Genomic DNA, 12,696 nt, shown 5'->3' with positions numbered 1-12,696 from the left:
CTGCTTCAGGTCGTAAATAATGCCCTGCAACAGGCCGTCTGAAATGGCAAGTACCTGCCAGCCATTGGGTTGGGCAAGCAGCAGAGCAGAAATGAACAGGACGCATGTGTCCGGTAACTTTACTCAAAGGTATACATTTTTTGCCTGCGGCCGCTCCTCAACCGCCCTATGTGTTTTCCTGCAACGTTCGGTAACCATAGGCCGTTACGGTGAACAGCGACTTTCGGCGGCAGCCTGCTTGGGTGTAGAGTCACCCGGCCGCGAAGCTACCATGCCTTTTTCACCCTATGTATCCTGCCAACTACTATCTACTGCGTAATTATTTAATACTACCATAACCTGCTGAATCAGCGGGTTTTTGTAAGTTTGGTTCCGCTGCGTCAGGTCCTTCTACCAGGCAGGCAACCTCTTCCCGCAGCCTCACGACACATGAAGCCGATTCAGTTAGTGGTTTTTGACATGGCCGGCACTACCCTCACCGACCAGCACGAGGTAGAACGTTGTTTTGCCGAGGCAGCCGCCCAGACCGGACTTAGCGTCAGCGACGAGCGAATTCTGGCTATGCAGGGCCTCTCCAAGCGATATGTGTTTGAAACCTTGTGGAAAGAGCGGCTCGGCGAGGACAACCCCGCCCTGAAATCGCACGTCGACCGGTCGTATCAGACCTTTACCGAGATTCTGGAACACCATTACCTCACCCAGGACATTACCCCCACAGAAGGGTGCCTGGAAGCTTTTGATTATCTCCATGCGGAAGGCATTGCCATTGCGCTCACCACCGGTTTTTACCGGAAAGTCACCAACATCATCCTGGACCGGCTCGGCTGGCTGGCCGGCCTGGATGAGCATCATGTGGGCAACAAAGATACCCTGATTCAGGCCTCGATTGCCAGCGATGAGGTAGAAAAAGGCCGGCCTTATCCCTACATGATTCAGAAAGCCATGCACCTGACCGGGGTGACAAATCCGGGAGCGGTGGTCAATATTGGCGATACCCCCTCCGACCTGCTGTCTGGCCGGAGCGCGGGAGTCGGGCTAAACATTGGGGTGACCAACGGGACCCACAGCCGCGCCCAACTGGAGCCGTATCCGCACGACGTCTTTCTGCCGTCGTTGCGGGAGTTGCCTAAGCTGCTGAGTGAGCGGTCGGCCGGTAAAATGCTTACCAAAGTGTAACGCAACCTTACACATGAAAGATTTTGACCTGATTGTCGTGGGCTCCGGTGTTATGGGCACGTTCCATGCCTACCATGCCGCCCGGCTGGGCCGGCGGGTACTGCTGGTGGAAAAAGACGCCAAACCCGTGCAGGCTACCGTGCGCAACTTCGGGCAGGTGGTACCCTCCGGGCTGGGCGGGCGCTGGTTTGGGTACGGGCGACGGAGCCTGGAAATCTACCGGTCTATTCAGCAGGAATACGACCTCACCGCCCGACAGAACGGCTCGGTCTACATTGCCTCCGATGACGAAGAGTGGCAGTTGCTGAACGAGCTCTACGACCGTCGCCGGGCCGAAGACTATCCCTGCGAGCTGCTGTCGAAAGCGCAGGCGCTGGCCAAATACCCGGTGCTGCAAAGCGATTACGTACGCGGGGCCTTGTTCTTTCCCGAGGAACTAAGTGTTGAACCCGACCAGCTCATTTACCGGCTCATCCGGTACCTGGTGGAGAAATACAACGTTACCTACCTGACCAACGCGCCCGTCATCGACTGTCACATAACCGCCGGTGGCGCAGGTATTACCCTGGCCGATAAACGAACCTTTCAGGCCCGCAAGGTCCTTATCTGCAACGGCAGCGAATCCCGGCTGTTGTTCCCGGATGTGCTGCTGAACAGTGATCTGGTGGTCAGCAAGCTCCAGATGATGCAGACTGTACCCATGCCGCAGGTATCGCTGCCCGGCAACATCCTCACCGGCCTCTCCATCCGACGCTACGAATCCTTTACCGAATGCCCCTCCTACGCCCAGCTATCCACACCGGACCACTACACCGAATTGAATAAATGGGGCATCCACATCCTGTTCAAGCAAGCCCTCGACGGCTCGTTCATCATCGGAGACTCGCACGAATACGCCCCCGCTGCCCAGACCGAAGACCTGGATTTTCAGATCCGCGATCACATCAACCAGCTTATCCTGACCGAAGCGCAGCGGATTGTGCAGTTTCCCGTCAACGCTATCCAAAAGACGTGGGCAGGCTTCTACGCCCAGACGAAAGGAGAAATTCTGGAGCATGATGTATCCGATACCATTCACATCATCACCGGCATCGGAGGCAAAGGTATGACCTCCTGCGCGGGTTACGCTGAGCAGAGCATCCGCCGGTTATTGCCGGAACTACATACGGTGTAATTCTTATCAGCACAGGTGCGTTAAAACTCTGCTTGCTGCTCGTCCGCGTCTGTGACGCGAGTGGTGTAAATGCTCATCATCGCCTTACAAACGCGAACGAGCGTGACGAGGTAGCCATTCAGTCCATAACGGCGCTTTCCGCTAGGTCCCGCCAATTGTCAAGATCCGCCTGAACGCTTGCCAGTTGGGAAGAGATCGTTTGCAGGGCAATCTTACCGAGCGGCAACCGCAGGGATGGGTTTTCGATCCGGGCAATCTGCATGATGGCAAGGGCCGCCTTTACCGGATCACCCTCCTGCCGACCGTTTACCTGCGCCATTCGTTCGCGAAAAGCGCCTGCCGTCGTGTCGTAATCGGTAATTCGATGGGCTACCTGCCGGAAGGCACTGCCGGCGAAATTGGTGCGAAAAGGTCCTGGTTCAACCAGGGTGAGCCGGATGCCTAAAGGGGCCACCTCAGCCGCCAACGCTTCACTAACCCCTTCCAGCGCAAATTTGCCCGCGTTGTAGCTACCAAAACCCGCGAAGGCTTTGACACCGCCATGCGACGAAATCTGAACGATATGTCCACGCTGCTGACGGCGGAACAGAGGCAGGAACGCCTGAGTAAGCACCAGCGGTCCGAAAAAATTGGTTTTAACGCATACGCAGCGTAGTCGATGGTCTGTTTGCTCGTACCGGCGTCCATCCAAATGATTTCGTAGACAGTATGTTTGTGGGGGTCCTCAACATTCGGTTCCTCCATGTGCGCAAATAAGGTTATTTCAAAGGCCGTTGGGTTACCGGGCTGGTTGATAAAATGGCCAATCGAATAATAAGGAAACGGGTCGTGCATACGCCTTCGGTCATCTCTACATTACGATCCTGATGATATTTCGTAAATATCCTGAAATATCGTAAAACCGGGCAGCTCTTCTCTGATCTACAGCCAATTACCGATACCGATTTTTAGCCGTTTTCCGGCAGCAAAGCCCTATTTTCGGCTACCCCTCCGACTGGAACAATATTTGGGATAATGATAGCACAACGCCAACATCATTCCTCCATATTACACATACTCAGAAACCAGCTAACTAATAAAAACCAATGAACCAGCCAACCCTCTACCTGCTTTGGGGTGCTCGCTTAGTAGCCGCCATCATCATGCTGCAGACGCTGTTTTTCAAATTCACCGGCGCTTCCGAATCCGTCTATATCTTTTCGACGCTGGGCGTTGAACCCTGGGGTCGCATTGGTTCGGGCGTTATCGAACTGATTGCTTCGCTGCTGATTCTGTATCCCCGCACAAGCTGGATTGGCGCGGGACTAGCGCTCGGCGTGATGACCGGTGCTATTCTGGCCCACATGACGGTACTCGGTATTCCGGTGCAGGGCGACGGTGGGTATCTGTTCTTTCTGGCACTAACCGTAGCTGCCGGCAGCGTCACCATCCTGCTGCTGACCCGTGAGCAGTGGCTGCCGATACTCGCCGGCCTGACCGGTGAACTCCCGGCCCTGCGACCGGTCAGAAAATCGGTGTAAGGCACGTATGGGCTCATTAACGCCCTGGTGGTTGCGTATTTTTCGCTGGCGTATGCTGTGGTTTCTGCTTGTGCTACTGGTACTCGTGCTGCCCCAATGCGTTTCGCTGCGGATGTCGGATAAGAAGGTAGCCCAGTGTTTTGCCGGCCAGCCGGTAAAACCAACATTTGGCAGCATGCCGGTAAACGGGCGGCGGATTCATTACGCCCGCATCGGTGCCGATACGCTGCCGACGGTGCTGTTCATTCACGGTTCGCCGGGGTCCTGGGATGCGTTTATTGGTTTTTTTAAAGACTCATCACTGTACTGCCGGGCAATGCTGGTATCGGTAGACCGGCCGGGTTTCGGCAAATCAGGCCTGGGCGAGCCCGAACCGTCATTACAGGCGCAGGCGGCTGCCATTGCTCCGATACTGCGGCTGAGCCGGTGCCCCCAGCGGGCGATTTTGGTTGGACATTCGCTGGGTGGCCCGGTAGCCGCACGCATTGCGATGGATTATCCGGATGAAGTGGGTGGGCTGGTATTAGTCGCGCCCTCCATCGACCCCGCCCTTGAAAAGAAAGAATGGTACCGTCACCTGGGCGAACTATACCTGATTCGGCAGTGGCTGCCGACCGAGCTGGATGTCAGCAATCAGGAGAAGCCGTCCCGACCTGATTCACGACGCCGTTCTCCAGCAATTGACAACCCATTACTAACAACCCATTATGAAACTGACCACGCTGCGTTTGACCCTGTTTTTCCTGTTTGCCGTTACCACGACTTTTGCCCAGACATCACCGGTATTTGCCCCCGAAGGCAAAGCTATCCGGGGGTACGACCCCGTAGCCTATTTTACCGAAAGCAAACCCGTACCGGGCGACGCGAACATCTCCTACAACTACCAGGGTGCCGACTGGTATTTTGCCAGTGAAACGAACCGCGACGCGTTCAAAGCCAATCCGGAGAAGTATGCCCCCCAATACGGCGGTTACTGCGCGTTCGGCACCTCGCGGGGGTACAAGGCCCCGACGGAAGCCGATGCCTGGACTATTGTGGACGGTAAACTGTACCTAAATTACAACACCAAGGTCCGCACCGAGTGGAACAAAGACCAGCCCGGCTATATCAAAAAAGCCGATACCAACTGGCTAACGATTAAGGATAAGAGCTTTAAATAATGTCCCTATGCGCCAACTTCTGATTGTTTTCCTGGTTCTGCTCACCGGCCCCTCGCTGGTTATGGCAGGCGGCCCCTGGATTCGGAGCTATCGAAAAGGCTTTGTGCAGGTTGGCTACTCCGGCCTGTACTACAACTCGGTATTTGGACCAAGCGGCTCCGAACTGCCGGTCTACCGCAATATAAGTGATGTCACGCTCCAGCTCTACGCCGAGTACGGTATTGCCAAAGGCTGGGAAATCCGGGGCGTACTGCCCTACAAGCTGCTGCGAACCGGCACAAGCACCAACCTCAGCGCCAACCCGACCCCGGCGGGTACGCTGACCGGTATCGGCAACATCGGTCTGGGTGTTAAACGCGCTATTCTGGAAGGCTCCGCCAGGCTCAGTATCGGGGTGGATGCCCTGGCCAATACGGTCAGCAACAACGACCGGCTGGGCTTACGCACCGGCTATGAGGGCTGGACCGTGATGCCGTATGTGTCGCTGGGGTCGGGCGGTACCCGTACGTACTACTATGCCGAAGCCGGTTACGGCTTCATGACGCAGAACTACAGCAACTTTCTGAAGCTGAACGGCGAGCTGGGCTACCGCATACACCCGCGCCTGTGGGTGGCCGGCACGCTCGACTTCCGGCTACCGGCGGAGAACGGGCCGTTTTTTAACACCGAAGCCTACCAGTTTACCGGCGCGTACTTAAACAACCAGATGTTTCTGGGCACGGGTATAAAGGCCGCGTACGACATCATTCCCGACCGGGTCGGTTTAACCGCCAGTGTGATTGGGGCGCTGGCCGGGGAGAATGTGCCGTTTTCGCGGTCATACAATGCCGGCATCTTCATCAAATGGTAACTATCCACGCAATTTCATGAAAGCTATTATTCCCGTTTTTCTTTTGCTTATGCTGGGGTGGCTGGCCGGCTGCACCACTACCGAAGAAACCATTGACCCCGCTACTTCCGGTCCAACGCCCGGCACCAGCATGACGATGGTTAGCACGACCCTGCCCGGCTCCCTGCCCGACTCCAGCGGTCAGACCCTCCTGGCACAGGGCACCTTTATGGCCAATGTTCACCCCACCACCGGCACTATCAGATTATACCAGAAAGGTATAACCCGAACGCTGGTCTTCACCAACTTCCGGACCGACGGCGGCCCCGACCTGCGCATCTACGTTGCCGAAAACACAGCCCTCCGCAACTTCATCGAAGTAACCCTGCTCAACAACCGGTCGGGCAACTTCGCCGTCGAACTACCGGCTGCGGTCGACCACTCCCGGCAGCGCTTCGTACTCATCTGGTGCAAGGCTTTTTCGGTGCTGTTTGGAAATGCGGAGTTGAAATGAGTTCAACCTGTAAGCTTACCCCGCAACGGGCTGTACCGGCTGAACCCGCGTACTGCTGTACTTCTTCTGAAAGTATTGGAAGGAAATCAGCACTAGTATGCCATAAATCACCGAAACACCGTAGGCTGCGTACATAAAGAAGTTGAGGAAGCTGATGTCCGGTTGGCCGAAGTTCTTGTACAGCAGCACGGCCACGCTGCCCAGATAGCCGTAATAATCGGCCAGGGTCACAATGAACCCAACGGTGCTCACGTAGCGGAATGAAGCCACCAGCCGCTCAAAATATAACCCGTTGCAGGGCACATACCCACCGTACAGCCCTAGTCCGACCAGCGTAAACCAGACGCCCGGCGAAATGACGCCCTGCTGAAACAGCCAGGTACTGACACCCACCAGCACAGCCGCGCCAATCATGACGTAGTTGATGAGCCGGAACGCCTGAAAATTATCTTTCACCAATTGAAGCGCCCCCATCAGCACCAGAATAATCAGGGCTACGGTGGTTTCGGTCTGGGTGAAAATAGCCGGATTAGTAATGCCGACGGATTTCAGGATTTCGGGGGCAAAATTGTCGCGGAAGTCGCGGAAGGCGGAGAGCAGGACGTAAGAGATAATCAGCGTAACCAGGCCTACGGAGAAGGTGCTGATAAACTGCCGTCGTTCGGCGCGGTTCATAGGTTTACGTTCGGTACGCTGCAACCGGTCTTCGACGGACGGGGGCGGCAGCTTCGCCAGCAGATATACCGAAATCAGCAGCGGCACCACAAAGAGCAGCCCGGTCACAAACGGCAGCCAGAACTCCGATACCCCCCAGGATTGCCTTATCAGCAGCGCCACCGTTTTCACAAAGCCCGAGGCAAAGATGAAGGATGCCGTCAGCCCGGCCACCAGCGCGTCAGTCTGCCGCCGACCTTCCAGAAAGCCTAGCACGGTGCCGTAGACCATGCCCAGCGGCAGGCCATTCAGCAGCAGAAAAATGATGTTGTACGGGGCCGGCACCAGGGCAAAGCCCAGCAGCGCCAGCTCGGCCAGGCCGATGAACAGCAGGATATACAGAGCCCGCTTTTCAGGGGTTATTTCCGATACTACCTTAACGCCAATGCGCTTCGACAGCGCGTAGCCCAGCACCTGCGCCGTAATCAGCCAGATTTTGTAGCTGATACCGGCAAACGCCATGCCCTCAAACGTGACCGCCGTTATACCCTTGCGGAAGGCGTACATGCAGGTGTAGCAGCAGAAAGCCGCAATGGCTCCGTAGGCGATAAAGGCAGCGTCGCTGCGGAAGGTTACTTTCTGGGGCATAGGAATCGTTTGGTCTGGTTACTACTGACCGCTCTGCTGCCGGTAATGTTCGGCCCGCTGTTCGTTCGGGTCGTCCATTTTTGGCACACCGGCTCCGGGCCGGAACGCCTGCGGTCCCTTCTGAATCGTCGACCAGTCGAAGGTTTTCTGGTACACGTCCATCGCCTTCTGCGGGTCAAAGATACGGTTGTCGGGCAGCACGGCGGTATACGGCCTAAAGTCGGGTTTGTCCGTAAAGAAGTCCTGCAGCAGCGAGGCCGTTACGTCGTACTGGTTAACGTACGGAACGCCCAGCAAGTTATAGATAACTTTCAGCAGTGAACCAAAATTGGCGTGCGTTTTTGAGACATAATTTCGCTTTACGTACGGCCCGGCCATCATCAGCACTGAGCGGTGCGCGTCGATATGGTCGACGCCCCCCTGCGGGTCGTCTTCGGTGATGATGACCAGCATGTTTTTCCAGTAAGGCGTGCGCGACAGAAAGTGCAGGATACGCCCGACCGCCAGGTCGTTGTCGGCCATGTAGGAATGCAGGAAGGGGTAACCGGCCGCCGGTCGCGGCCCTGACCCGTGGTCGTTGGGCACCTGCATGGTAATCAGTTGCGGCATTTTGGCCTTGCCCTTCAGCCATTTTGCCGTAAACTCCGTCTCGAACTGCTCCATGCGGAACTGGTCGGGAATATCGGTATTGTAGCCGGCATAGTTGCGGGAGGTGCGGGTGAAAACGGCATTGGGCATCGGAAAAGGCACCGGGTGCGCAGCTCCAAACTGCGTGTTGTTCGGCTCCTCGTAATTACCGGCGTATTCGTTGGCTTCGCCGAAGTTGTAGAAGCTGATGTTGTGCCGTTCCAGGTTCTCCCACAAGCCACCGATTTCGTTATAGTCTTCCGGGTCTATCGCACCCGACGCTCTCGGAAACCGTCGGCCGGGGGCTTTGGAAAAGGCTTTGAAGGAAGCTTCCGTCGATGAATTGGCCTCTACCCATTCGTTCGGAATGACGCCGACCATCCAGTGGTGACCGTGGATACTCGCATCGGAGTCGCAGTAGAAGTTGTCGGAGAAGGCAAACTGCTGCGCAATGCGGGAATGATTCGGCATCACATCGGCCTGCCGGATGGTGTCTTTTTCGCCCCGCGCCATAACCTGTAGCCCAAACCGGGCCAGCGTGCTGTCGCCCCGGCCGGTTTTCAACTGCCCCAGCACCTCATCGTAGGTGCGGTTTTCTTTGGTGATGTACACGATATGGCGGATGGGATTGGCGCGGCCCTTACGCAGGCTGGGCAGGGGCGGCAGCGGATTCCGGCCATCGTCGGTAACCGTAACCGTTTGGAAGGTATTGTCGAGCACCTGCCGGGTATAGCGGGCCAGCGTCGGGGCATCCGGCACCGGTACGGCCTGAAACAGGCCCAACTGAATATCGCCGATATAGGTACCCTGGGGCGGTTTCATAAAACCCTGACCACCGTTCGGACCGGCACCCAGCCCCCGTGCGGAGACCACATACAGCGTCTGGTTATCGGGCGATAAGGCGAGTTTAGTCGGTCCCCAGCCGGTAGGGATCAAGCCTTTTACCCGGCGTGTTGGTACATCCACCACCGCCACGGCATTAAAGGCCAGCAGGGCGACGTACAGCGTTTTTTCGTCCCGGCTCAGGGCCAGCCCGAACGGCATCAGCCCCCGGTAGCGGTCGATAGCCTTATGTACCCGCAACGGAATGGTGCCGGTGATTTTACGGGTTTTGTAGTCGATGATAGAAATATTATCGTTGGTGGCATTGGACACGTAGGCGTACCGGCTGCCGACCGCTACAGAGTTTGGGCTGGAGCCCCCAACCACCTCCGTCTCCTCAATCATCTCGCCAATCTGGTAGCCGGTCTTGAACCGGTCGACCACCGTATTGGTAGCCAGATTGATGGTCCAGACGCTCATAGCCTCGGGTGCGTTTGGACTGCCCAGCCCCGGAATTTTCCGCCCTTCCACGGCCACACCCTTCTCCATTTCCTTGGTAAAAGCACCATAGGCCGGGAACTGCAGCATCATAGTATCTTTGTTTTTGGGCGTTACGCCCGGCAGCCGCGGGTATTCGAACAGCCCCACATTCGCCACAAACGCCAGTTTTTTATCAGGACTCAGCGCCAGCCCGAACGGCTGACGACCAACTCTTATCGATGCCTTTATCTGCCGGGAGGTCAAATCTATTCGCACAAGCCGGAAATTGCCCCGGTCCAGCACCAGTAGCTCGTTGGCGTCGGGGTTCAGCAGCAGGTCGGAGGTGAAGCTATCTTCGTAGGTAACACCATTGAATGGGCCATCCAGGGCGATTTCGCCGGTGCGGGTGCGGGTTTCGGTATCGAAGATGATCACCTTGCCCTTGTCGCCGTTACTGAGGTAGACCGTGCGGGCGTCGGGGGCAAAGGCCACACCCAGGAACGAGCCGCCGGCCACGGGCGAGTCTTCTTTTTTGGTGGCATAGTCCGGAATGCGCACTGGCGTAACCCGGTTTTGCAGGTCCAGCAACGTAATCACCCCATCGTGCAGCGCCACCGCCTTCCGGCCGTCGGGTGACACGGCCAGTCCGAACGGGTCGTGCGTAATGCGGACCACCTGCCCGGCGGGCGTCACGTACCGGCCGCTGGGTAACACGGCTACACCGCTCGTATCAATCCGGCAGTACTCCGCCCGGCCGGGCACCTGTAGGGTCACTACTGAGCGGGGGCCCGGCTTCGGCTGAGCCCAGGCTACCGACGTTATCAGCCACAGGCTATAGAAAAGGAGTCTCATGAAGGTAGTGGGTTACAAGGCTGAGCGGGTGCTATTGGTTTGCGTTACAGCGTTCGCTTTTTCAGGTGCCTTTCACATTTCTGAATGTAATGCCCGGCATTGGGTGTTTTCAGGCCGGGCACTTTGGCTTGTTCATCCCAGCGCCGGACCTGCAGAATGCCCACAAATTGGTGGTTGTGCTCAAAGGTATGGGCCTCTTCGGCGGTCATGCGCCCGCCCTGAAATTCAAGCGTTTTGCGGCTGGCCTCGGAGAGCATGTCGTAATAAGCCGGACTTTTGAAGGTCAGGTAACGTTTGGCGTTGACGTGGTTTTCGACCAGCGCCACAATTTTCTCCGAGAAGCCGCGTTCCCGGAGCCAGGCCCCCCCCAGGCCCTCGTGGTCGATACGGCCGTAGCCGTCCATATGTTCTGTGGCCGATTCGGCGGGTAGCAAATGACCGATGTCGTGCAGGAAAGCGGCAATAATGGTTTCGTTGTCTGACCCGGCCCGTTCGGCCAGCAGGGCGCACTGCAGCATGTGTTCGAGTTGCGAGACGGGTTCGCCATAGTAGTCCTGAGAACCCTGCTCCCGGAGTAATGCAGTAATTTCGGTAATCGTTTGTTCGATGGGTTGCATACTGGAATGGTTAGGCTTTTCAACTGGTAATCTACGGGTTAGTTTCAATGAAGAAAAGCGGGACGCTCCGTTGCTCCCGCTTTTCTGGTAAATACCTGGTATTTTGTACAAGGATGAGGCTTACTTAATCAGCCACATGGTTTCGTTGACTGTGTCGCTTCCGCTAAACTGGCTTTGAACGGCCGCTTTGTAATTGTCTGAGTTGTTGACCCGCTCTGTGTTCGGATACAGCCAGCGCTTCGGAATGCGGCCCGAGTTGCCGGTACCTACCCCCGTCAGGAACGTGGGAATACCCGTCCTGCGGTTGTTGTACCAGGCTTCCAGGCCCGAGTTCTGGAAAAAAGCAATGTATTTCTGCGTCAGAATCTGCTCCAGGCCGGCTGCCGTGTTACCGGCGTATTTTACCTTCGGGCCGGTCAGGTACTTGTCCAGGGCAGCGGCATCCGTAATGCCATAGAAGTTCATGGAAGCCGTAATACCTTTCCTGTAAAAGTCTTCGGCACTACCTGGTGCCCAACCCCGATTAATCCCCTCGGCAATGGTAAACATCAATTCCGGATAGCCAATGATAAACACTGACTCCCCTACGTCATTGGAATAATACCGCTTCCGGCTCTGGAACGAATACTCCCCGGCCAGGGCTTTGGTCGACATATCGGCCAGGTCTTCACCCGACGAAGCACCCACGTAAGCACCGTAATCCGTTGCTTTCAGACCCGCTTTCAGCTTAGCCTCGGCGGGTTCGGCCACCACGAAAACACGCGGGTCTTCGCGCTCAACCAGCAGGTCGACGTAGGTCTTGGCCATGTTCTCGCGGGTCGCGTTGAAACCGAAGTTTGAGGGATTACGCGGATATTTGTTAAAGGTGTTGTGGATGTATTGCAGGTTGTCGCTCATGCTCTCCATCACCGGAAACTTAGTTGGGTTAGCCAGCACTTCGGCAAAGCGGGTCTTGATGTTGAGGTCGGTATCCCCCTCCTTCTTGCTCAGGCTCACCAGCACGCGCAGCTTAAAGGTGTTCACCACTTTCTGCCACTTCTTCAGGTCGTTGCCCAGGTAAATATCGCCGGCCAGCGCCCGGTCGTTTTTAGCGATTAGCGCGGCCAGGTCAGCGTTCGCGTCGTCCAGCCACTTCAGCACCTGCACATACACGGCTTTCTGGCTGTCATACTTGGGCTTGGTGCTTTCGAGGCCTTTCAGGGCTTCGGTCATCGGGATGTCGCCTACCCGCTTGGTCATGTTCTCGAAGAAGTAGGCCCGAAAGAACTTACCCAGAGCTGCATAGACATTGGCATCCGTACCCGTTTGTTTTTTGGCTTCCTCTTCCATCTTCAGCACGTTTTTCAGCGTAAAGAAGTTTAGGCCCGTTGTGGTCCAGCTGTACTCGTTCGTTGCGTAGTAGTTATAGTTGGAGGCATAGAACTGATTCCAGCGCTGCTCGGCACTCCAGGGCGAACCGGTCACGCCGTATACATCGTTCAATACCCCCCGAAAAACCAGCGCAGCCGTGGCACTCGTAGCCCGGTTCGGGTCGGTCTCCAGTTCGTCAAAGGGTTTCTCGCAAGCCGTCAGCGTCAGCAAAACAGCCACCAGAACAAAGGATTTATAGATGAATGGTTTCAT

11 protein-coding genes and 1 pseudogene are annotated in these 12,696 nt (G+C 56.4%); 7 read left to right on the top strand and 5 right to left on the bottom strand.

Annotated elements, in window-relative coordinates:
• The first annotated feature begins 429 nt into the window (after positions 1 to 429).
• The gene (locus tag ABD931_RS12995; RefSeq protein ID WP_345267733.1) at positions 430 to 1,176 is read left to right on the top strand and encodes an HAD family hydrolase; all 747 of its coding nucleotides are present in this window, start codon (positions 430 to 432) and stop codon (positions 1,174 to 1,176) included.
• A 13-nt stretch (positions 1,177 to 1,189) separates the two neighbouring features.
• Complete coding sequence (locus tag ABD931_RS12990; protein ID WP_345267731.1) at positions 1,190 to 2,350, top strand: TIGR03364 family FAD-dependent oxidoreductase; 1,161 nt, start codon at positions 1,190 to 1,192, stop codon at positions 2,348 to 2,350.
• Between the two features lie 118 nt (positions 2,351 to 2,468).
• Here the strand turns inward: ABD931_RS12990 and ABD931_RS12985 are convergent, their stop codons facing one another.
• Positions 2,469 to 2,963: an SDR family NAD(P)-dependent oxidoreductase gene (locus ABD931_RS12985; protein ID WP_370469318.1), complete on the bottom strand. Its 495-nt coding sequence runs from the start codon at positions 2,961 to 2,963 to the stop codon at positions 2,469 to 2,471.
• A 472-nt stretch (positions 2,964 to 3,435) separates the two neighbouring features.
• On the opposite strand from ABD931_RS12985, the gene ABD931_RS12980 reads away from it, so the two are divergent.
• The 5 genes and pseudogenes from ABD931_RS12980 (at position 3,436) to ABD931_RS12960 (ending at position 6,373) form a co-directional block, all read left to right on the top strand.
• On the top strand, positions 3,436 to 3,870 hold the full coding sequence (locus ABD931_RS12980; protein WP_345267727.1) for a DoxX family protein: 435 nt from the start codon (positions 3,436 to 3,438) through the stop codon (positions 3,868 to 3,870).
• 7 nt (positions 3,871 to 3,877) lie between these two features.
• Positions 3,878 to 4,456: pseudogene (locus ABD931_RS12975) on the top strand (alpha/beta fold hydrolase); the annotation flags it as partial.
• A 121-nt stretch (positions 4,457 to 4,577) separates the two neighbouring features.
• On the top strand, positions 4,578 to 5,030 hold the full coding sequence (locus tag ABD931_RS12970; protein ID WP_345267725.1) for a YHS domain-containing (seleno)protein: 453 nt from the start codon (positions 4,578 to 4,580) through the stop codon (positions 5,028 to 5,030).
• Positions 5,031 to 5,037: 7 nt separating this feature from the next.
• On the top strand, positions 5,038 to 5,880 hold the full coding sequence (locus ABD931_RS12965) for a hypothetical protein (protein WP_345267723.1): 843 nt from the start codon (positions 5,038 to 5,040) through the stop codon (positions 5,878 to 5,880).
• 16 nt (positions 5,881 to 5,896) lie between these two features.
• Positions 5,897 to 6,373 carry a DM13 domain-containing protein gene (locus ABD931_RS12960; protein WP_345267721.1) on the top strand — a complete coding sequence of 159 codons (477 nt, stop codon included), beginning with the start codon at positions 5,897 to 5,899 and terminating at the stop codon, positions 6,371 to 6,373.
• Positions 6,374 to 6,388: 15 nt separating this feature from the next.
• On the opposite strand, the gene ABD931_RS12955 is transcribed toward ABD931_RS12960, so the two are convergent.
• The 4 genes from ABD931_RS12955 to ABD931_RS12940 form a co-directional block, all read right to left on the bottom strand.
• On the bottom strand, positions 6,389 to 7,675 hold the full coding sequence (locus ABD931_RS12955) for a DUF5690 family protein (protein ID WP_345267719.1): 1,287 nt from the start codon (positions 7,673 to 7,675) through the stop codon (positions 6,389 to 6,391).
• Positions 7,676 to 7,696: 21 nt separating this feature from the next.
• On the bottom strand, positions 7,697 to 10,456 hold the full coding sequence (locus tag ABD931_RS12950; protein ID WP_345267717.1) for a bifunctional YncE family protein/alkaline phosphatase family protein: 2,760 nt from the start codon (positions 10,454 to 10,456) through the stop codon (positions 7,697 to 7,699).
• Between the two features lie 44 nt (positions 10,457 to 10,500).
• Positions 10,501 to 11,073, bottom strand: a complete 573-nt coding sequence (locus tag ABD931_RS12945; protein WP_345267715.1) for an HD domain-containing protein — start codon at positions 11,071 to 11,073, stop codon at positions 10,501 to 10,503.
• Between the two features lie 120 nt (positions 11,074 to 11,193).
• Positions 11,194 to 12,696 carry a SusD/RagB family nutrient-binding outer membrane lipoprotein gene (locus ABD931_RS12940; protein ID WP_345267713.1) on the bottom strand — a complete coding sequence of 501 codons (1,503 nt, stop codon included), beginning with the start codon at positions 12,694 to 12,696 and terminating at the stop codon, positions 11,194 to 11,196.

The organism is Nibrella viscosa (assembly GCF_039541875.1).
Taxonomy (GTDB): Bacteria; Bacteroidota; Bacteroidia; order Cytophagales; family Spirosomataceae; genus Nibrella; species Nibrella viscosa.
Note: the sequence above shows the minus strand (reverse complement) of the source record. Positions and strands in the feature narration are given on the sequence as shown.